Consider the following 21139-nt stretch of genomic DNA (forward strand, 5'->3'; position numbering starts at 1 on the left):
TTAAATTATGAAGAAAATTGTTTTAATGATCGCTTTGATCACGATCGTAGGTTGTAAAGGAAATGATGAATCCCTTGAGGAGGATGCTGTTGACAGGGACTCCACCCTTGTAGATGAAGCTGTAGCTATGTTGGAACCTTCCAAATCCATTGCCTTAACTGTTGAGGAGGCGAACAAACTGGTGGAATTGCCACTTAACTGCATCAATGTAGAATATCCCAACAAATTGAACCAAACCCTTTCAGGTGCCGGAGACATTGGAGAACCCCGGGAATTGCATCCTGCTTTTTACGGTTGTTTTGACTGGCATTCTTCTGTACATGCACACTGGGCAATGGTGAATCTTCTGAAGCGGTTTCCGGAGATGAAAAAGGCTGAGGAAATCAGGGAAAAACTCCAAAGTTCCTTAACTGCCGAAAACATTCAGGAAGAAGTGAAATACTTTAGCCGGGAACAGGAGAGTAGCTTTGAGCGAACCTATGGTTGGGCCTGGGTACTAAAACTTGCGGAAGAACTGCAAACGTGGGAAGATCCCATGGCTAAAGAACTGAGTCAAAGCCTGCAGCCGCTTACCGATCTTATGGTTGAGAAGTTTAAGGAATTTCTACCAAAGCTAAATTATCCAATTAGGGTAGGGGAGCACACTAACACAGCTTTTGCTTTAGCCCTGGCGCATGATTATGCCGTCACAGCCAAAAGGGAGGAGCTAAGGATGTTGATAGAAAAAAGAGCTAAGGATTATTATTTGAACGATGACGCCTGCCCAATTGAATGGGAGCCGGGAGGATTTGATTTTCTTTCACCCTGCCTCTCGGAAGTAGATATTATGCGCCGTGTCCTTCCTAAAAAGACTTTTAACCTGTGGATGAAAGACTTTCTTCCGCAGTTACGAAAGAAAAATTTTGCAATGGAAGTCGCAGAGGTAACAGACAGGACTGACGGAAAACTGGTGCATCTTGACGGCCTTAACTTCAGTCGGGGGTGGGTACTTTACGGTCTTGCCAATCAATATCCTGAAGATTACGGCCACCTCAGGTCTTTGGCTAATGAACACGTAAATTATTCTTTTCCAAACCTGGTGGGAGACAGCTATGAGGGCGGTCACTGGCTTGGAACTTTTGCATTGTATGCCATTCAGGAAAGTAACAGAGAGCTTTGATAGAATGGCTTAAAAATCTGGGGCCGGGAGTGCTGGTATCGGCCGCTTTTATTGGTCCCGGGACGGTTACGGTTTGTACCCTTGCCGGTGTAAACTTCGGGTTTTCCCTGCTTTGGGCTTTACTACTTTCTATACTTGCCTGTATCATTCTGCAGGAAATGACTGCGAGGGTTGGCATTGTAACTCAAAAAGGTCTTAGTGAGGTCATAAGAGAGGAGATCAAAGATCCGCTTTTTCGAAGCCTTTCCATTCTGCTCATCTTTGCAGCTATAGTCATTGGAAACGCAGCATATGAAGCCGGAAACATCTCTGGTGCTGTTCTGGGCATTGCGGCGGTTTTGCCTGTTCAGGTTATAGATATTGGAGTTTTCCAGATCAACATTTGGAGTGTTATCATAGGATTAATTGCCTTTGCTTTACTTGCAATTGGTAATTATAAGGTTCTGGAAAAGGTCTTTATTGTCCTGGTTGCGATCATGAGTATCTCCTTTCTGGTAACCGCAGTTATCACGCAACCCGATCTTTCTAAACTTCTTCAGGGCCTTTTCATTCCACGGAATGGGGGCGCAGGGATCCTTACCGTAATGGCCCTGATAGGAACTACTGTGGTGCCTTATAATCTTTTCCTGCACGCTTCTCTGGTAAGTGAGAAGTGGAAAGACAGAAGCTCCTTAAAGACTGCTCAAAAAGAGCTTTTTTGGAGCATTAGTCTCGGCGGACTCGTTTCTCTCGCAATTGTCATAACGGCAGCTGCTTCGGGTGTCGTCAATGTCAACACCGCGGCCGATCTCGCTGCAGGTCTCGAACCTGTATTTGGGAGCTATGCGACCTGGTTCATAGCAATAGGACTTTTTGCTGCCGGAATTTCTTCCTCCATCACTGCACCCCTTGCTGCGGCCTATGTGGTGACAGGTTGTATGGGTTGGAAAAAAGGCTTAACTTCAGTAAAGTTCAAAATGGTGTGGGCCATGATCCTCCTTTTAGGAGTGATATTTTCTTCTCTTGGATTACAACCGGTGGAGATCATAAAATTTGCGCAGGTAGCCAATGGAATATTACTTCCCGTAATCGCTATTTTCCTGCTTTGGGTGGTTAACAGGCGGGTGCTTATGGGAAGTGCAAAGAATAAATTATGGGGAAATATTTTGGGCGTTCTAATAATAGCGATCACTGTTTTCCTCGGTGCCCGGTCCATTTATACTGTATTTGAGAGTCTATAGCTATGAAAAAGATACATATCAATTGCGACCTTGGAGAAGGAGGGGAGCACGATAAAGAGCTCATGCCTCTCATTTCGGCTTGTAATATAGCGTGTTGCGGTCATGCAGGAACTTTGGAGACCATGCAGCACACCGTTGATCTCGCTATGGAGCACGGAGTTGAAATAGGCGCACATCCCTCATTTCCCGATAAAGAAAACTTCGGAAGGGCCTCAATACCCATGGAACAAAAGGAGCTTAAACGCTCTCTGGTGGCGCAGATCATGGGACTGAAGCAGATCGCCGAAGCTGAAGGTGCCGTTCTCACTCATGTCAAACCTCATGGCGCTCTTTATAATGATGCGCATTCAAATGCTGAAGTCGCCCAAACAATTATTGATGCTATTCTTGAATTTGGAGATGATCTTGTGCTTTATGCTCCGGAAGGTTCTGTGATAAGTCGGCTGGCAGAAGGGAAATTAAAGGTGAGGTATGAAGCCTTTGCCGATAGGAATTATAATGCCGATGGTACCCTTGTAAGCCGAAAAGAAACCGGTGCATTAATCACTCAAAAAGAGCAGGTTTTGGAGCATCTTTTTTCGATGATTTCCAGCGGAAAAATTACTCCTCAAAAAGGGCAAAAATTTGACACTTTTGCTACCACTTTTTGCCTCCACGGAGACACTCCAAATTCGGTAGAAATTCTCCAACATTTACATAGGGAATTACCTTCCAGAAATATTGAAATCTACAAAGCTTAATGGACAATTATCCGAAGATAAAACGGCTGGGGGAGAGAGCTATTCTGCTCGAATTTGAGCCCGAAATTACTCCGGAAATCTTTGAGAAAGTGCTCGGGATCAAAAATTTTATGCAGGAAAATATACTTAAAGAAGAGGTTGAGATAACGAACACATGCAACTCATTATTAGTAACTTGCAGTAATCCAATAGAAGATGTCTATGATAGTGTTTTCAGTCTTCCGGAGGATATTTCAAAGGCGAATATAAGCTTTAAAATTGAAAGTCGGTTGTTTCATATTCCGGTTTGTTATGATGATATTTTTGCGCTCGATCTGGCTGAAATTGCAGAGTCAAAAAACCTGTCAAAAGAGCGAATAATTGAGCTGCATTCTTCTGAAGATTACCTGGTTTATTTTACAGGATTTTTACCCGGATTTTTATACCTGGGTGGCCTTCCCGAATCTTTGCATTTTTCACGTCGGAAACATCCCCGTTCAAAGGTCGAAAAAGGGGCAGTTGGGATAGGTGAAAAACAGACTGGAATTTATCCTCAGGAGAGTCCGGGTGGATGGAATATTATCGGGAATTCTCCTGTTCCGCTTTTTGATCCTGTATTAGATCCTCCATGTGAAATCAAAGCCGGAGACAGGATAAGATTTTATCCGGTGGATCTTGAAGAGCATAAGAGAATAGAGAGCCAGGTCGAAAAAGGCCAATTTAACTTCAAAGTTGAGGAATACAATGGCTGAAGTGGATATCTTACATGCAGGATTGTTTAGCAGCATTCAGGACCGGGGAAGATTTGGCTTCCGCGAATTTGGTGTGCCAAGGGGTGGCGCCATGGACCTACAGGCGGCGGGCATGGCCAATCTTTTACTCCGGAATGATCCAGACGCTGCAGTGCTGGAGATAACCCTGCAGGGGCCAAAAATGGCATTTTTAGCTCCCGCTCAAATTGCAATCGCAGGAGCAGATCTTTCTCCCGAACTTAACGGAAAGCCTCTGGACAATTACAGGCTTTACAATGTTGAGGCAGGGCAGGTATTGTCTTTTGGGAAAAGAAAGTCTGGCTACAGGGCTTATTTAGCCATAAAAGGAGGTTTTCAAACGGAGTTAGTGATGAACAGCAGAAGCTGGTCGGCAGGAATAACAGAATTCCGCCGGTTAGAAAAGGGTATGAGATTGCCATTTTTGGAAGCTGAGTTTTCTTCCGTCTCCTCCTTTTCGGCTGTAAAAGCTGATAGCTATCTCACTTCAGCAGTAATTGAAGCATTTCCGGGGCCGGAATTTCAGCTATTAAAAGCTTCAGAAAAAGAAGCGCTTCAAAAATGGCATTTTTCAGCAGCTAAGGAGAGCAACCGTATGGGGATTCAGTTTCAGGAAAAACTCAAGAATTCGCTGGAGCCCATTCTTACCGGGCCTGTTCTTCCGGGAACGGTGCAGCTAACTCCTTTGGGTACCTTGATTGCTTTGATGAGAGATGGCCAAACTACAGGTGGGTATCCCAGGATTCTTCAGTTAAGCCAGGCCGGGATCAACACGCTGGCCCAAAAACTTCCGGGGGAAAAACTTCAGTTCAAACTAATGGACTATAAGTGACTAGCAGAAACAAATAAGACGTCATATGAAAAATTACTGTAATTATTTCGACACATAAAAATGGTGGTAACAAGCGATTTGATCTTTAGAAGCAATAATTGGATAAAATGCTTCAAAAGTTTAATTTATTGGAAAATCAAAAGAAGTTTTCGAAAAGCTGAGTTATTTAAAAGCAGCGGAGAAAGGAATATCTTTGTAAAAAAAATAGCAAGTGATAGAGTCAGCAAAAATTGAATTACGGAACCTGAGCGTTAAGGATTATAAGGAACTTAAGATCTCTATGATCGAGAGTTATGATGCCATGCCGAATGAGTACTGGAGCGAGAAAGAGATTAAGAATCTTATAAAGAAGTTTCCCGACGGCCAGTTTTGTATCATAATCAATGAAAAAATTGCCGGCTGTGCACTTTCGATCATAGTTGACTACAATAAATTTGACGACAACCATACATATGAGCAGATCACGGGTGGGGAAAATTTTTCCACTCACACAAAGACCGGAGATGTGCTTTACGGGATCGATGTATTCATTCATCCCGAATACCGTGGAATGCGGCTGGGTCGACGGCTTTATGAAGCAAGAAAGGAACTTTGCGAGCAATTGAACCTCAAATCGATCATTTTTGGCGGGCGTATTCCCAATTATGCCGAATTCGCCGAAGAGCTTACTCCGAAACAATACATTGAAAAAGTAAAGGTCAAGGAGATACATGACCCGGTGCTATCGTTTCAGCTTTCCAACGATTTTCACGTAAAGAAAGTCATCAAGGGCTATTTGCCCGGAGACTATGAAAGCAAGGAGTTCGCAACGCTAATGGAGTGGAATAATATCTATTACACAAAACCCGATAAGCTTATAAATACTGCTAAAACAGTGGTTCGCCTTGGCCTGGTGCAGTGGCAAATGAGATTGTTCAAGGATTTTGATGCCCTGGTTTCCCAAATTGAGTTCTTTGTAGATGCTGTAAGTGATTACCAGAGTGATTTTATTCTATTTCCGGAATTGTTCAACGCGCCTTTAATGGCCGAATATAATCACCTCAATGAAGCCGAGGCTATCCGGTCTCTGGCTTCGTATACAGATAAACTCCTGGAGACCTTTGTGGATTTTGCCATTACCTATAACATCAACATCATCACCGGTAGCATGCCGCAAATCATTGGAGAGCACATGTACAACGTGGGCTATTTGTGCCGTCGTGATGGAAGTTATGAGCGGTATGAGAAACTTCACATCACCCCGGCCGAAGGTTCTGCCTGGGGAATGAAAGGCGGAAGCCAGGTGAAGACCTTTGATACCGACTGCGGAAAGATAGGTGTTCTCATTTGTTATGACGTTGAATTTCCTGAGCTGGGAAGATTGCTTGCAGAGCAGGGGATGAACATCATGTTCGTGCCATTTATGACCGATACTCAGAATGGATATTCCCGGGTGCGGCTATGTGCTATGAGTCGGGCCATTGAGAATGAGTGTTATGTGGCAATTGCAGGTTCTGTCGGGAATTTACCTAAGGTGAACAACATGGATATTCAATATGCACAAAGTGCCGTTTTCACGCCATCAGACTTTTCATTTCCTGTAAATGGAATTAAAGCTGAAGCTACACCGAATACCGAAAGTACATTGCTTGTCGATGTGGATCTGGATCTACTCAAAGAGCTGCATAACTTCGGAAGTGTGAGAAACATGAAGGATCGCAGGAAAGATCTTTATTCGCTGAAACTGAAGAAACACTAAAGTCTCTTCATCACCTTTTTTATAAGTGGAAGCTTTCTTTTGTAAGGAGCGTATCGCAGCGGGATATCAAGCCAGGTTGCCCGTTTGCTAATGCTCTTTTTATGGGTGAAGGTGTCAAAGGAAAATTTCCCGTGGTAACCGCCATAGCCACTGTTACCAACTCCGCCAAACGGCAGATTCTTATTGGCTATATGCACTACCACATCGTTGGAAGCACCGCCTCCAAAACGGTATTTTTGAAGGGTTTCTTCTGAGAAATCTTTGTCTTCAGCAAAAACATACAACGCTAATGGATCTGGATAATGGCCGACGATCTTTTCAATCTCAGCTTCATCTGAATAAGAGAGGATAGGCAGGATTGGTCCAAAGATCTCGTCCTGCATTACTTCAGAGTCAAGGGAAGGCTCATTTAGAAGCGTAGGAGCTATATAATTCTCTCCCGGGGCTGTCTCACCTCCTGTGATGATTGTTTGTCCCTCCAGCATCGCCTGCAGCCTTTCAAAGTTCTTTTTGTTGATGATCCTGGCGTAATCTGGTGACTTTTTAATCTCTTCTCCAAAGGCTGCTTTAATTTCCCTCTTTACAGCCTCGGTGAATTCGGTCTTTTTCTTTTTATCGATCAGGATATAATCGGGGGATATGCAGGTTTGTCCGGCGTTGATGAATTTTCCCCAAACGATCCTCTTTGCCGCCAGATCAATTTTTGCCGATTTGTGGATGATACAGGGATTTTTTCCGCCGAGCTCCAAAGTGGAGGGTGTAAGATTAGGAGCAATGGCCTTGGCCACGATCCTTCCTACCGGAACACTTCCGGTGAAGAAAACATAATTCCACTTTTGTTCCAGTAGTTCTTTTGAAGCCTCTACACCACCTAATATCACTGCAGCATGTTCTTCAGGATAGACTTCAGCAAAGATCTCCTTGGTTAGCCGGGAAGTTGCGGGAGCAAATTCACTCGGCTTGATCACAACCGTATTTCCCGCGGCCAAGGCTCCAATCGCAGGAGAAACGCTAAGCTGAAATGGGTAATTCCAGGGCGCCAGAACCAGTAAATTTCCAAAGGGCTGAGGATAAATATAATCCTTGGAAGGAAAATTAAAAAGGGTGCTTTTTACCTTCTTTGGCTTTGCCCATTTCTTTAGTTTTTTAATGGTGTACTTGAGTTCGCTGAGGATCAATGCAGTCTCGGTTGCATAGGTCTCAAATTCAGGTTTCCGGAAATCGGAAAAAAGTGCAGCAGAGATTTCCTGTTCCTTTGCTTCAATGAGCTTTTTTAGCTTCTTGAGCTTCGATATTCTTTCAGAAACATCAAGGGTATTACCTGCCTCAAAAAAGGCTTTTTGGGAGGTAAGTAATTTCGGAATATCAAGCGTTGTTTCGATCTTTACTTCTTCGGCCATCTCTTTTCCCTGTAAATTACGACTTCTCTGACTAAAGCCGAAATAATTGCCTTATTTCACAAAGCTTATTGGAAGGCTGTAACTTGAAGGGAGCGGTTCTCCAAAATATCTTGCCGGATTCCATCGTGGCATGTTGCTCAAAACCTGAACAGCTACAGCATTATACCACCGGGGGGCACCATCGATGATCTTGATCTCGTCAATTATTCCCTCCTCATTTATGTTGAAAAGAAGTGCGACCTTAACGGTGGTCCCAATTTTTTGGTTTCCGGGAATAGGGAGATTTTCCTTGAGATATGCCTGCATTGCTTCATTTCCTCCGGGGAAAGAGGCAGGGATCCAATAAGGAAAATGTTCCACCTCCTGTCCTTGTTCATTCCAGACAGTACCCGATTTTAATTTACCTCTTTTAAAGAAATCATGACGCCTCTTCGCTCCATTCTTCCACCAGGCGATCAATTCTCCATATCGCTCGTCGTTTCTGTATTCAATCTCATACCAGGGCTCACCTGTATTATACCAGAATTTATGTTTTCCCCACTTTATTTCTTTTCCATTCTTAGTAGAATAGAATTGTTCAGCCGAAATACTATTGTTCATTCGATAGGTTCTTCTATGAAGATCTATTTCTCCAAAATTTACTTCTTTTTCAATCTTGTAAAAAACTGCTTTTGAAGGATCTGTTACTTCTTGGTAAGTGCCATCCAGGTAAATCTTTTCCTGTGCATATAAAATACTTACAGTAAAAATAAATAGAAGGGTAAATATGTTTTTCATTATATGATCAATTTTATTTAATCCCGGAAGACCAAAGGTAGCGTTAGCTTGACTCTTACCGGTTTTCCATCTTGTTTTCCCGGAGACCATTTTGGCATTTGTGCAACTGTATTAAAGGCCGTTAAGTTTAGGCCAGGTGAGGTGCTTTCTTCTATCCGGATTTCTGTCACGGTACCGTCAACATCTATAACGAATCCTACTTTGACTTTTCCTCCCGGAACACCCTCAGGCTTTTTTGTGTTTGCTTTGATGTATTTAATGCGTGCTTTTTCTCCCCCGGGAAAGAGCGGTCTTTGCTCCATGGGAAACCATTCAACCTCGTTTCCTTCTATATCCCAAACATTCTTCTCCTTTAATTTCCCTTTTTTATAAAAATCTTTTCTCAAAAGTTGTCCGTTTTCCCAATAAGAGATTTGATATCCATTCAACTTACCTTTTTTGTAATCACTTTCTCTCCACAGGCTGCCATCTTTGCGCCACAATTTTCTTTTTCCTTCTCGTATTTTCTTCTTAAAGCTACTAAAGTATTCTTCGAGTATGACTTGACCAGACGTATAGTATACTTTACGATATCCTGCATCTCGGTTATCAGAATCCTTGTTAAGAACTTCAAATTGACTGGCAAGGGTCCGGTCCTGAGTTTCCTTACCATTTTTTAGTCGATAAATTGTGTCCTGAGAGAAAATGTGCAGGCTAAAAAGGAGAAAAAACGAAAGAGATAAATAGCTTTTCATGAAAAAATAAAAGCGAAAAATACTACAAAAACTTTATAAGAACTAAAGGAAAACCGTAAAGGGAAATTTTTCATAAACAAGCCTTCCATATTGGATCTAATGGAGTGGGCGCAATAATTTCCAGTTTCTCTTTTTTTACCGGATGCTCAAAAACCAGTTTTCTCGCATGAAGGTGAATGCTGCCGTCCTTATTACTGCGGTCAAAACCGTATTTGAGATCTCCTTTTATAGGACAGCCTACGGCAGACAATTGACTCCGTATCTGGTGATGTCTGCCCGTGTGCAGGTCGATCTCCAGCAGAAAATAGTTGTTGAGGCTCTTCAGGACACGGTAGTCTAAAATGGCTTTTTTGGAATCCGGTACTTCTTTAATGTGGGCGTAAGATTTGTTTTGCTTTGGATTTCGCTTCATGAAATGAACCAGCGTATCCTCTTGTTTGGGAGGTGCATTTTTTACTATTGCCCAATAGGTTTTCTTCGCATCCTTTTCCTTGAACAGCTTGTTGAGTCGGGGAAGCGCTTTTGAAGTTTTAGCAAATAGTACTATTCCGCTGGTGGGGCGATCCAGGCGGTGAACCACTCCCAGATAAACGTTTCCGGGTTTATCGTATTTGATCTTTATATACTTCTTTACCACCTCACTTAGCGGCACGTCTCCCGTTTTATCGCCTTGCACAATATCACCGGGACGTTTGTTCACGATGATCAAGTGATTATCTTCGTAAAGGACTTGCAGGTTTTGCGGAGTGGAAATTATCTTATCTGTCAAAAAAGGGAAATTTAGCTGTATTTATATTCTTTGGGAGGAGTTTCATCTAAAGGAACTTCCAGGGAGCGCATCAGCTCATCAAGTTCCTTAATTTGATCTTTGTTTACTAATTCTGAATTGATCTTCAATTTCTTTTCAGCAGTAAAAAATGTAAAATCCCCCGCAAATTTACGGATCCTTGCCACTTCAGAAAGAGAAATAGATCGGGATATCAATCCGCTTCTTGTAACCTTGCCATTGTCGAACCTTAAGTAAGGCACGTTCAATTGGTAAATACCGGAAATCAAATGAAGCAGACCAACAAGAATAAAACCATAGCGGAAAGTATTCTCCGGCTCACTAACGGCAAAATAAATACCCAGGATGAAAAAAAATGACCCCAGGAGCAACTCTTTCCATATTCTCTTCTTGGGGTACTTGACTATCATATAAGAGATTTTTTAGCAGGCTCAGAAAAGGGATTTTTTTCCGGTTCAAGATCTAAAGCAGCCAGGAATTCTTTAAAAGCAGGCAAGTCTTCTTTGTCAATCAATTTCGTGCTGACCTTTAGCTTTTTATGCGGCGTCAAAAAGGTGATTTCGTCTGTAAATTTTTTGATTCCGGTAATCTCTTGGAGCATTACAGATATATTTTTGCTGCCGTAAATATGGCATGTCAGAACTCCTTCTTCGAATTTTAGATACTGATATCTCTGCTTATAAAAATAGGAGCCGAGCAGAAAGAAACCTGCAAAAGAAAAGAAGGTATTAGATATAAGGCTAAATGGATTAGATTGAAAAATAAATCCCGCAACGCCGGCCAAGAGGTATAGAGATCCTATTATAAGATCACTTAAGAGATATTTTCTTTTGTAGTTAACTATCATTTTTTAGAAGTTACCGAACTTCGGTTAAAAGGGATGCGCTGCAACGCAAATAAAGTAATAATAATTCCGAAGATAAATAAACTCCAGTACAGAATTCCGAAGTTGAGCCAGTTCAGCCAATCGGAGTACAATTCCGCCTTATAATTGATTAGCTGACTTACACCGTTGTATAGAAAGTGAAGTATTATACAATAGATGACATTTCTTGTTCTGTAATAAATAAATGCGCTTATTAATCCAAAGGAAAATGCCGGAATAAGGTTTAGCGGAGTTTCCCAGTGAATGAGCGAAAACAAAAATGATGAGATTATAATTCCTGTCAAAAAGCCGTTTTTCAGCAATAATTTCTGAAATAAGAATTTTCTGAAAAATAATTCTTCCAGGACAGGAGCTACTAATAAAGCTGTGATGACTGAATATATTCCGTAGGTGCTATACCCGGAGTACATGAAATCTACAGAAGTGTTTTCAAACATTCTTAACAGGTCAAGAAAAGGGCGAATAAAAAATTCGGTTCCAACAAGAATAATGAGAAGAGAGAAAAGTACAGGTAGTTTCAAATTCTTAAAACTCCAATTTATTTTTGCATCTTCTTTCTTCCAGAAGAAATAAAAGATAGTAAGATAAGCTGTAATGCGTGCGGTTAACAGAGTACCGCCCATAAGGTGATTCAGACTATTTTGATTCTCTCGCATATGGAAAATAGTATAAGAGAGCAGATGAATAGCCGTTTCAAAGACGAGTAAAAGGAGACTGAGTAAGACAGCTTTTCTTATACCCATACCTGTTAAGAACTGGCCGGAGACCAGCCGGTAAATGGGTTTTGTTGAGATTCGAGTTCCAGAGATCCAAGGGTTTTGTATAGGTCTTTTAAAGACTCTTTATCGATAACTGAAACATTGATATTAAAATTTTTTTCTGGAGTGGCTATTTGCATCCTTCCGGGAAGGGACCGTATTCCATTGATTTTCGAGAGGGAAATGGATCTTTTTCTTACTGAATATTTTGTGAGGATCCCATTTTCAATTTTTAAGTACCCAAATTTTCTTTCGGTAAAAAAACTACCTACCATCAATAGCCCGAGGATTAGCTGAACATAGTGAAAATAATCGGCTGTTCCTTCGAAAGCTTTTAAGGCTCCAAAAATAGCAAATGTTGCTCCCAAAGCACCATTTAAGAAAATTCTACTTTTTGAATACCTTATCTTCATAAAAGTCAACTTCGTCCTTCTAATTTCTAAAATCTACCTTCTAATACTGTTCGTCATCTGAAGGGAAATTCCTGCTCTTCACATCATCCCGGTACTGCTCAAAAGCCTTTGTCATTTCTGAATAGAGATCCAGGTACCTCCTCAAGAACCGCGGATTAAATTCATGTGTCATACCTATCATGTCGTGAACCACGAGCACCTGACCGTCCACTCCGTTTCCGGCGCCAATTCCAATCACTGGAATGGTAAGGCTTTCTGCCACTTCTTTTGCCAGTTTGGCGGGAACTTTTTCCAGCACTAAAGCAAAACATCCGGCTTTCTCGAGCATAAGAGCATCAGCCTTCAGCTTTTCTGCTTCAGCGTCTTCCTTGGCACGAACGGTGTAGGTTCCAAATTTATAGATGGACTGCGGAGTTAGTCCGAGGTGACCCATAACCGGAATTCCGGCATTGAGAATTCGCTTTACAGAATCTTTAATTTCCTTTCCGCCTTCCAGTTTTACTGCATGTCCGCCGCTTTCTTTCATAATCCTTATCGCAGAACGCAAAGCTTCTTTGGGATCACTTTGATAACTTCCGAAGGGAAGATCCACAACTACAAGTGCACGTTCAACTGCCCGCACAACGCTGGCAGCGTGATAGATCATCTGGTCTAGAGTAATAGGAAGCGTGGTTTCGTGCCCTGCCATCACATTACTGGCCGAATCGCCTACCAGAATTACATCAATGCCGGCCCCATCCACGATCTTTGCCATTGAAAAATCATAGGAAGTCAACATGGAAATTTTCTCTCCCTGAGACTTCATTTCAACCAGCGATTTTGTGGTTATGCGTTTGTACTCTTTCTTAGCGACTGACATAGGGTAAAAATTAAATTCAGGTAAAAGTACTAAATTACCCGCAAAACCATGATTCTATGAAAAGACTTATAGCCAGTGCTGTTTTTCTCCTTTTTGGAACCTTTGCAGTAGCACAAAATTCTACTGAAGAAGAAAAAATAAAAAGCGTTGTAGATACTTTTTTTAAAGGTTTTCACGCCCGGGACTTTGTTGTCATGAAATCAGCTTTTCATGAAGATCCAGTTGTGCAGACCATAGGTAAAACAAAGGAAGGAGACACAAGGCTGGTGAACGAGAAGCTTGCAACAGTGCTAAAAGGAATAGTTTCAATTCCGCTGGAAACAACTTTTAAGGAAATTCTTCACGATTACGTGATCAAAATAGACGGAGACATGGCAAACGCCTGGACTCCTTATTCCTTTTATCTTAATGATGCTTTTAGTCATTGTGGCGTGAACAATTTTCAATTTCTGAAACAAAAAGGAGAATGGAAGATCATTTACCTGATAGACACCAGGAGGAGAGAGGGCTGTGATGAGAAGAAGATGAAATGAGTTTCTGTTACGGGTTACCGGTTGCGGGTTTCGGGTTGTGAGTTCCCTGTTGCGAGTTCCCTGTTGCGAGTTGCCTGTTGTTTCAGGTTTCAAGTTTAAGGTTAAAGTTGACAAAATTCCGCTGCGCGGGTGTGGTGCCTGACCACCCCGTCAGGCTCTCGCCTGCCACCCCTCCTTAAAAAAAGGAGGGGAGCTGTTGAGACATTTCAGCTACGCGGAAACCCTCCTCGAGAGGAGGGAGTCGAATTAATAATTCCGCTTCGCGTTCAATCTCTTCGAGAGGAGTGGAATCTCAATTCAATTTCCGCTTTGCGGAAGGTTGCTGAGGATACAGTTAACTTTATCAGTTTGGTAGTTTTTCCACCGAAACCTGCCGCCAGGCAGTGAAGTTGCTTACAACTTCTAAAGTGTTCCCCTCCTTTTTTCAACGAGGGGTGCCAGCAGGGCGGGGTGGTCCGAGTCTAAAATCTCAAATCTCAAATCTCAGATCTAATATCTCATATTTAACCTAACAATCACTCAAACTCACCCTCACCGCCAATCCGCCTTCTGAGGTTTCCTTGTACTTGGAGTTCATGTCTTTTGCAGTTTCCCACATGGTTTCGATCACTTTGTCCAGTGGAACTTTGGCGTGTATGGAATCTGCATCCATGGCCATTTCTGCGGCGTTGATGGCTTTAATAGCACCCATGGAATTCCTTTCAATACAAGGGATCTGAACAAGTCCGGCGATGGGGTCGCAGGTGAGGCCGAGGTGGTGTTCCATAGCGATTTCGGCAGCCATCATGACTTGTTCTGGGCTACCACCCATAACTTCAGTCAGAGCTCCGGCGGCCATGGAGGAAGAAACTCCAATTTCTGCCTGACAGCCACCCATTGCAGCCGAAATTGTCGCACCTTTTTTAAAGAGACTTCCAATTTCACCGGCTACTAAAAGGAACTGCTTGATCTTTTCAAATCCTGCATCATGGTTTTCGATTGTGAGGTAATACATAAGCACCGCGGGAATTACTCCGGCACTTCCATTAGTTGGAGCTGTAACTACACGACCAAGTGAAGCGTTAACCTCATTGACTCCCAGAGCGAAGCAGCTTACCCATTTTAGAATTGAACGAAACTTCACTTCAGTGTTTCGAATGGCTTCGATCCATTCTTCCTTGCTGTCATATTTTGAATCTCCGATGAGCTTCTTGTGAGAATCGGGAGCACGGCGGCGTACATTTAATCCACCCGGGAGGGTGCCTTCGGTGTGACAGCCGAGGTACATAGATTCCAGCATTACATTCCAGACAGCTTTGAGTCCGGTGTCGATTTCTTCTTCTGTCCGCAGGGATTTCTCATTCTCGTAAACAATTTCGGAGATCTTCTTGTTCTCCTGTTTACAGAATGCAGCCAGGTCTGTTCCCTTTACGATCGGAAAAGGAAATTCTTTGAACTTCTTCAGTTGCTTCTTTGCGTTCTTGCGTTCTTCCTTAACAACGAATCCGCCGCCGATGGAGTAGAAGGTAGAGGAGGTGGTTTTTCCCGAGGAAAGGAGCGCAGTGAATTTCATTCCGTTAGGATGGAATGGCAGGAACTTCTTATTAAAAACGATATCGTTTTCGAGGCTAAAGTTAATACTGCGTTCGCCGTTAAGATTAAGTCGGCTAAAAGTCTTTATGTTGTTGATTTCGGGATCAATATTCTCCACGGGAACTGTAACCGGGTCATAACCCAGAAGTCCCAGTACCGAGGCCAGGTCTGTGGCGTGTCCTTTTCCGGTAAGAGAAAGAGAACCATAAAGATTAATGGTCACTTTTTCAACCAGGTCAAACCTTCCGGCTTCCTTTAATTCTGCGATCCATCTTTCGGCAGCCCGCCATGGACCTAGGGTGTGGGAGCTGGAAGGACCAACTCCTATTTTAAGCATGTCAAAAACGCTGATACTCTCCATTCTCAATCTTTAGCGGGCAAAGGTAATAATCCCTTCAGCAATTTCAGAATAAAAATCTTTGCCAAATATTGTAGTAAATGACGGACTTCAGGTGTCAAAAATGACATCCTGTCATATAATTTCTGCTGGCATAATGATTGACTTTAAGAGGTTGTTCAAAAAAATTCAGAAATAATAAATAACAACCTATAGAATTATGAGTAAAATAATTGGAATCGACTTAGGTACTACCAACTCCTGTGTTGCCGTAATGGAAGGTAACGAACCAACGGTGATACCTAATGCCGAAGGAAAAAGAACTACTCCTTCTGTGATTGCTTTTGTAGAAGGAGGCGAAATAAAAGTAGGGGATCCTGCAAAGCGTCAGGCTGTGACAAACCCGCAAAAAACCATTTCCTCTATCAAGAGGTTCATGGGAAACAAATATTCCGAAGTTTCTAAAGAAGCCGGACGGGTTCCTTATAAAGTAGTAAAAGGTGATAACGACACTCCGCGTGTGGAGATCGACGGCCGTAAATATACTCCGCAGGAACTTTCTGCAATGGTGCTTCAGAAAATGAAGAAAACTGCCGAAGATTATCTTGGACAGGATGTGAATGAAGCCGTAATTACTGTACCTGCATATTTTAATGACTCTCAGCGTCAGGCTACAAAAGAAGCCGGTGAGATCGCAGGTCTAAAGGTAAGAAGGATCATCAACGAGCCGACTGCAGCTGCACTGGCTTATGGACTTGATAAAAAGTCTCAGGACCAGAAGATCGCTGTTTATGACCTTGGTGGTGGTACATTTGATATCTCTATCCTTGAATTAGGAGACGGAGTATTTGAGGTACTTTCTACAAATGGTGATACGCACCTTGGAGGTGACGATTTTGATGAGGTGATCATTGATTATCTTGCAGATACTTTCCAGAAAGCTGAAGACATCGACCTTAGAAAAGATCCAATGGCACTTCAACGTTTAAAGGAAGCTGCTGAAAAAGCTAAAATTGAGCTTTCCTCATCTTCTCAGACTGAGATCAACCTGCCATACGTAACTGCTACCGCTAGTGGACCAAAGCACCTTGTGGAGACACTTACAAGATCTAAATTCGAGCAACTTGCAGATACTTTGGTAAAGCGTTCTATGGATCCTGTGCAAAAAGCACTTAGCGATGCAGGGCTTTCAAAAAGTGATATTGACGAGGTAATTCTTGTTGGTGGATCAACCCGTATCCCTAAGATCCAGGAAGAAGTTGAGAAGTTCTTCGGAAAGAAACCTTCTAAAGGTGTGAACCCAGATGAGGTAGTAGCGATTGGTGCTGCGATCCAGGGTGGTGTACTTACAGGAGACGTGAAAGATGTATTACTTCTTGACGTAACTCCGCTTTCTCTTGGTATTGAAACTATGGGTGGTGTGATGACCAAATTGATCGAGTCTAACACGACCATACCAACCAAGAAATCACAGGTATTCTCTACTGCGGCCGATAATCAGCCTTCTGTTGAGATCCATGTGTTACAGGGAGAGCGTCCAATGGCTGCCGATAACAAAACGATCGGTAGATTCCACCTTGATGGAATTCCACCGGCGCCAAGAGGAACACCTCAAATTGAAGTAACTTTTGATATCGATGCCAACGGTATTATCAAAGTAAGCGCGACAGATAAAGCTACCGGTAAATCTCAGGATATTAGAATCGAGGCCTCTTCTGGTCTTACTGAAGAAGAGATCCAAAAGATGAAGCAGGAAGCTGAAGCGAATGCTGAAACTGATAAGAAAGCCAAAGAAAAAGTAGATAAGCTGAATGAAGCTGATGCTATGATTTTCCAGACTGAAAAGCAGCTGAAAGAATTTGGTGATAAACTTTCTGATGACAAGAAGAAGCCGATCGAAGATGCTTTGGAAGAGCTTAAGAAAGCTTATGAAACAAAAGAAGTAGACACAATTCAGCCTGCATTAGATAAGATCAATGAGGCATGGAAAGTAGCTTCTGAAGAAATGTACAAAGCACAAGCCGAAGCTGGTGGACAGCCGGGTGGACCACAAGGTGGGCCTCAGGGAGGACCAACCGGAGGAGAACAAGCCGGAGGTGACGCTAAGCAAGGTGACGATGTAGAAGACGTTGACTTTGAAGAAGTAAAATAAGACCCCTTCCTGCCTCCCCTTAATAAGGGGAGGAGTGGGATGAATATAAAAGCGCTGCCGGTTGGCAGCGCTTTTTTTGTTTCTGGGTTTTTCTTTACGTCAAGCTGACTTGTTTCAGCTTCTCGTAGATCCTGAAACAAGTTCAGGATGACGCTTCTTCTTATTGTGATAATAATTTCTTTTGAGCAGTCCCCTCCGGCGGAGGGGTGGCCGAAGGCCGGGGTGGGGATGGAAGATTCCGGCACGGATTGCAGGAAAGGAGATTCTGAAACAAGTTCAGGAGGAGGTCCAATTTTCGAGATAGTGTCAAAAATCATTGTTTCTGTTTCTTACAGTACAATTCCTTTCTTTTCTATTCAATAGACCCAGGATATTTACAGGTTTTTCCTTTTAATTTTTTCTTCTATCTTCAGCCTGTAAAAATTTATTAAACTTCAATTATGAAAAAAATTACCTGGGCATTATTCTTTGTCCTTACTGTCCTGGGCCCGGTACAGGCACAGGATATTAACCTAAAACCTGTTACAGGAACAGTGGCAGTGACCAATGTGAATATCATTCCTTCCCCCGGAAAATTAATACAAGAAGGTACTGTACTTGTTCGGGACGGGCTAATAACTGCTGTGGGCAGGAACATATCAGTTCCTCCAGGCGCCAGAATAATCAAAGCTGATAGTATGTACCTCTATCCGGGATTCATCCTGGGAATGTCTCATGCCGGAATAAAAATGCCTGAGCAAGAGGAGAGACCTAAAGTCAAGGACCCGGGAAATCCGCCCAACGATGTTGCGGGAATTACTCCGGATCGGTTAGTGAATCCATATCTTGAAAGCTCGCATAAATCAATAGAAGAATGGAGAGCTTCAGGATTTACGCTGGTCCAATCCGCTCCTTCAGGTGGAATGTTACCGGGAACCGGGGCCATGTTGCTTTTAAAAGGCAATTCTGTTGGGGATCTCATTCTAAAAAATGAAACCTTTCTTTATGCCACTTTTGACGGAGCCAGAAGAATGTATCCTTCAAATATTCTTGGGGTGATGGCAAAATACCGGGAATTGTACAGACAAGCTGAATATGCACAGATGTTTAGAAAAAACTATCTGGAAAATCCTGCAGGTAGGGAAAGACCTGTGTATAATGAAACTTTAGAGGCTCTTTATCCGGTAATTCAAAAACAGATCCCTGTGTTCTTTAGGGCGCAGGAAGTTCTACCGGCTCAGAGGGCGATGTTACTTAAGGAGGAACTGGGTTTCAATCTTGTACTCACAGATCTTAAACAGGGATGGGATCTCACCAGGGAGATAAAAGAATCAAATACAGGAGTATTTTTTAGCCTGGAGCTTCCGGAGCTAAAGGAGAAGAAGAAAGATTCAGTAAAAGATGAAAAGTCTTCAGAAGAAAGGCTTCAGCTTGAAAAGAGAAAAGAAGAATTTACCAACAGGTATTATGGTCAAATGGGTGAATTTGAAGCGGCAGGAATTCCTTTTGGTTTTTCCGGTCTTGAAGCAAAACCCGCCGAGGTGCAAAAAGCGATTCAGAAGATGGTGGAGAACGGACTTTCAGAAGAAGCGGCTCTTGCAGCTTTGACAACTACTCCGGCATCTATGCTTGGGGTTAGTGGACTTGCCGGCACCATTGAAAGTGGAAAAATGGCAAACATGTTTATTTCCTCTAAGCCATATTTTGAGAAAGATGCTAAAATAAGATATGTTATGGTCGAAGGGGAATTATTTAAATATGAAGAAAAAGAAACCACAAAGGCAGATCCGGAAACAATTGCAAAAGCAACAGGAACGTGGGATTACAAAGCCGATACTCCCGATGGACCTATTACCGGAACCCTCATCCTGCAGGAAACCGATGGAGTTCTTTCCGGCACCATTTCAAATAGTCTTACAGGAGAGGAGAGTACTTTACAGGACATCGTGCTGACAGACGACAGATTAACCTTTAATTTTGAGGTGGTAATTCAGGGCCAAAAAATGGATGTGATTGCTATTCTCACTCTTTCCGAAGATACTTTTAAAGGAAACCTGAGCAGTGGAGGTCAGGAATATACTGTAACGGGAACAAAATCTCCTAACGGGTAAGATTAATCTGGAAGGTCAAATTTCAAAAATTTAAAATAAGAAAATGAAAAAACAATTTTCACTAATCATATTAATCAGTCTGTTTTTGGTGGGCAACATATCTGCTCAAACCAAACAGGGAGATGTGCTTATAAAAAACGGTACAGTAATCACAGTTACCAATGGCACACAGGAAAACTCTGACGTTCTTATCCGGAACGGGAAAATTTCGAAGATTGGTCCTAACATTTCTGCTCCATCGGGAGTACAGGTAATCGATGCTACCGGAAAATATGTAATGCCCGGGATCATAGATGCCCATTCCCATATTGCTTTGGATGCGGTAAATGAAGCCACTCAACCCGTTACGGCCCAGGTTTGGACAGGAGATGTGCTCAATCCCCTTGATGTAGGAATTTATCGCGCCCTTGCCGGCGGGGTTACTATCTCTCATGCCATGCATGGTTCGGCCAATGCTATTGGAGGACAGAATGAAACCATCAAACACCGCTGGGGAACTGTAAAAATGGAAGATATCCGAATGCAAGGTGCTCCCCGCACTATTAAATTTGCCTTGGGCGAAAATCCTACCCGCGTGCATGGGGAAGGGAGCGGACTTCTTCCACGTACACGAATGGGGGTAGAGCAGGTGTTTCGACGTTCGTTCTCTGAAGCTAAAGAGTATATGGAGGCCTGGGATGAATACAACAGTAATAAGAATAAGAGGGGCTATAAGGGAATGCCTCCTGCGTACGATCTTCAAAAAGAAGTTATTGCCGATATTCTTCGGGGGGAAATAATTGTTCACTGTCATTCTTATCGGGCAGATGAAATTTTGATGCTGATGGAGGTTTTTAAAGATTATGGAATTGAAAAACTCGTATTTCAACATGCTAATGAAGCCTTTAAAGTAGCTCCTGAAATTGCTGAATTTGGTGCGATGGCTTCTGTTTTTGCCGATTGGTGGGCTTATAAATTCGAGGTTTACTATTCCACAGCATATAATGCTGCTATTCTAACCCAGAATGGAGTTAACACCTCAATTAATTCAGACAGTGGTGAATTAATTAGGCATTTATATCATGAAGCAGCTAAAACCCAGAAGTACGGGAATCTTACAGACCAGCAGGCTCTGGAACTAATTACTCTCAATCCGGCAAAACAACTTGGAATTGACAACAGGGTAGGATCCCTGGAAGTTGGGAAGGACGGGGATGTTGTAATATTTGAAAATCACCCTCTTTCCATTTATGCAGTACCGCAAATGACCTTTGTAGATGGTGTGAAGTATTTTGACATTGAAGAAGACAGAGATGATGTAAGGATCTATGTAGACCCTTCAGAAGAAGTGGAGGTAATGAGACAAATGACAGAGCACGAGAAATGTATGTCAAACACCGGATGGATTTTTTTAAACGAATAAT

Annotated in this window: 20 protein-coding genes; 10 read left to right on the forward strand and 10 right to left on the reverse strand. The window is 42.5% G+C overall.

Features of this window, described 5'->3' with window-relative positions:
• Positions 1 to 7 precede the first annotated feature (7 nt).
• The 6 genes from ACXYMT_RS09070 to ACXYMT_RS09095 all read left to right on the forward strand — a co-directional run bounded on the left by ACXYMT_RS09070 (position 8) and on the right by ACXYMT_RS09095 (position 6438).
• Positions 8 to 1159 (forward strand): DUF2891 domain-containing protein, encoded by a 1152-nt coding sequence (locus ACXYMT_RS09070; RefSeq protein ID WP_459058757.1) that lies wholly within the window; start codon positions 8 to 10, stop codon positions 1157 to 1159.
• Positions 1156 to 2379 (forward strand): Nramp family divalent metal transporter, encoded by a 1224-nt coding sequence (locus ACXYMT_RS09075; RefSeq protein WP_459058758.1) that lies wholly within the window; start codon positions 1156 to 1158, stop codon positions 2377 to 2379. The genes ACXYMT_RS09070 and ACXYMT_RS09075 overlap by 4 nt, the downstream gene beginning before the upstream one ends.
• A 2-nt stretch (positions 2380 to 2381) precedes the next feature.
• Entirely contained in the window at positions 2382 to 3119 is a 738-nt protein-coding gene (pxpA, locus tag ACXYMT_RS09080) for a 5-oxoprolinase subunit PxpA (RefSeq protein ID WP_459058759.1), read from the forward strand.
• Positions 3119 to 3850, forward strand: coding sequence for a 5-oxoprolinase subunit PxpB (gene pxpB, locus ACXYMT_RS09085; RefSeq protein ID WP_459058760.1), 732 nt, complete (start codon positions 3119 to 3121; stop codon positions 3848 to 3850). Before pxpA ends, pxpB begins: the two co-directional genes overlap by 1 nt.
• Positions 3843 to 4700 (forward strand): 5-oxoprolinase subunit C family protein, encoded by an 858-nt coding sequence (locus ACXYMT_RS09090; RefSeq protein WP_459058761.1) that lies wholly within the window; start codon positions 3843 to 3845, stop codon positions 4698 to 4700. Before pxpB ends, ACXYMT_RS09090 begins: the two co-directional genes overlap by 8 nt.
• Before the next feature lie 211 nt (positions 4701 to 4911).
• Positions 4912 to 6438 carry a bifunctional GNAT family N-acetyltransferase/carbon-nitrogen hydrolase family protein gene (locus tag ACXYMT_RS09095; RefSeq protein ID WP_459058762.1) on the forward strand — a complete coding sequence of 509 codons (1527 nt, stop codon included), beginning with the start codon at positions 4912 to 4914 and terminating at the stop codon, positions 6436 to 6438.
• Here ACXYMT_RS09095 and ACXYMT_RS09100 read toward each other — a convergent pair.
• The 9 genes from ACXYMT_RS09100 to panB all read right to left on the reverse strand — a co-directional run bounded on the left by ACXYMT_RS09100 (position 6435) and on the right by panB (position 13052).
• A complete protein-coding gene (locus ACXYMT_RS09100) occupies positions 6435 to 7838 on the reverse strand; it encodes an aldehyde dehydrogenase family protein (protein WP_459058763.1) in 1404 nt (467 codons plus the stop codon). The genes ACXYMT_RS09095 and ACXYMT_RS09100 overlap by 4 nt on opposite strands.
• Positions 7839 to 7889: 51 nt before the next feature.
• Positions 7890 to 8615, reverse strand: coding sequence for a hypothetical protein (locus ACXYMT_RS09105; RefSeq protein WP_459058764.1), 726 nt, complete (start codon positions 8613 to 8615; stop codon positions 7890 to 7892).
• Between the two features lie 17 nt (positions 8616 to 8632).
• On the reverse strand, positions 8633 to 9349 hold the full coding sequence (locus tag ACXYMT_RS09110; RefSeq protein ID WP_459058765.1) for an energy transducer TonB: 717 nt from the start codon (positions 9347 to 9349) through the stop codon (positions 8633 to 8635).
• Positions 9350 to 9419: 70 nt separating this feature from the next.
• Positions 9420 to 10118 carry an RluA family pseudouridine synthase gene (locus tag ACXYMT_RS09115; RefSeq protein ID WP_459058766.1) on the reverse strand — a complete coding sequence of 233 codons (699 nt, stop codon included), beginning with the start codon at positions 10116 to 10118 and terminating at the stop codon, positions 9420 to 9422.
• An 11-nt stretch (positions 10119 to 10129) separates the two neighbouring features.
• Positions 10130 to 10546, reverse strand: a complete 417-nt coding sequence (locus ACXYMT_RS09120) for a hypothetical protein (RefSeq protein ID WP_459058767.1) — start codon at positions 10544 to 10546, stop codon at positions 10130 to 10132.
• A complete protein-coding gene (locus ACXYMT_RS09125) occupies positions 10543 to 10983 on the reverse strand; it encodes a hypothetical protein (RefSeq protein WP_459058768.1) in 441 nt (146 codons plus the stop codon). The genes ACXYMT_RS09120 and ACXYMT_RS09125 overlap by 4 nt, the downstream gene beginning before the upstream one ends.
• Complete coding sequence (locus ACXYMT_RS09130) at positions 10980 to 11678, reverse strand: CPBP family intramembrane glutamic endopeptidase (RefSeq protein ID WP_459058769.1); 699 nt, start codon at positions 11676 to 11678, stop codon at positions 10980 to 10982. Before ACXYMT_RS09130 ends, ACXYMT_RS09125 begins: the two co-directional genes overlap by 4 nt.
• A gap of 92 nt (positions 11679 to 11770) precedes the next feature.
• The gene (locus ACXYMT_RS09135) at positions 11771 to 12193 is read right to left on the reverse strand and encodes a hypothetical protein (RefSeq protein ID WP_459058770.1); all 423 of its coding nucleotides are present in this window, start codon (positions 12191 to 12193) and stop codon (positions 11771 to 11773) included.
• Positions 12194 to 12233: 40 nt separating this feature from the next.
• Entirely contained in the window at positions 12234 to 13052 is an 819-nt protein-coding gene (gene panB / locus ACXYMT_RS09140) for a 3-methyl-2-oxobutanoate hydroxymethyltransferase (RefSeq protein ID WP_459058771.1), read from the reverse strand.
• A gap of 56 nt (positions 13053 to 13108) precedes the next feature.
• Here panB and ACXYMT_RS09145 point away from each other — a divergent pair, with 56 nt between their 5' ends.
• Positions 13109 to 13585 (forward strand): nuclear transport factor 2 family protein, encoded by a 477-nt coding sequence (locus tag ACXYMT_RS09145; RefSeq protein ID WP_459058772.1) that lies wholly within the window; start codon positions 13109 to 13111, stop codon positions 13583 to 13585.
• A gap of 508 nt (positions 13586 to 14093) precedes the next feature.
• Here the strand turns inward: ACXYMT_RS09145 and ACXYMT_RS09150 are convergent.
• The gene (locus tag ACXYMT_RS09150; protein WP_459058773.1) at positions 14094 to 15518 is read right to left on the reverse strand and encodes an L-serine ammonia-lyase; all 1425 of its coding nucleotides are present in this window, start codon (positions 15516 to 15518) and stop codon (positions 14094 to 14096) included.
• Positions 15519 to 15714: 196 nt separating this feature from the next.
• Here ACXYMT_RS09150 and dnaK point away from each other — a divergent pair, with 196 nt between their 5' ends.
• The 3 genes from dnaK to ACXYMT_RS09165 all read left to right on the forward strand — a co-directional run bounded on the left by dnaK (position 15715) and on the right by ACXYMT_RS09165 (position 21138).
• Positions 15715 to 17646, forward strand: a complete 1932-nt coding sequence (dnaK, locus tag ACXYMT_RS09155; RefSeq protein WP_459058774.1) for a molecular chaperone DnaK — start codon at positions 15715 to 15717, stop codon at positions 17644 to 17646.
• Positions 17647 to 18086: 440 nt separating this feature from the next.
• Positions 18087 to 19736 carry an amidohydrolase family protein gene (locus tag ACXYMT_RS09160; RefSeq protein WP_459058775.1) on the forward strand — a complete coding sequence of 550 codons (1650 nt, stop codon included), beginning with the start codon at positions 18087 to 18089 and terminating at the stop codon, positions 19734 to 19736.
• 43 nt (positions 19737 to 19779) lie between these two features.
• On the forward strand, positions 19780 to 21138 hold the full coding sequence (locus ACXYMT_RS09165; protein WP_459058776.1) for an amidohydrolase: 1359 nt from the start codon (positions 19780 to 19782) through the stop codon (positions 21136 to 21138).
• The last annotated feature ends 1 nt before the right edge of the window (position 21139 follow it).

The organism is Salinimicrobium sp. CAU 1759 (genome assembly GCF_054482715.1).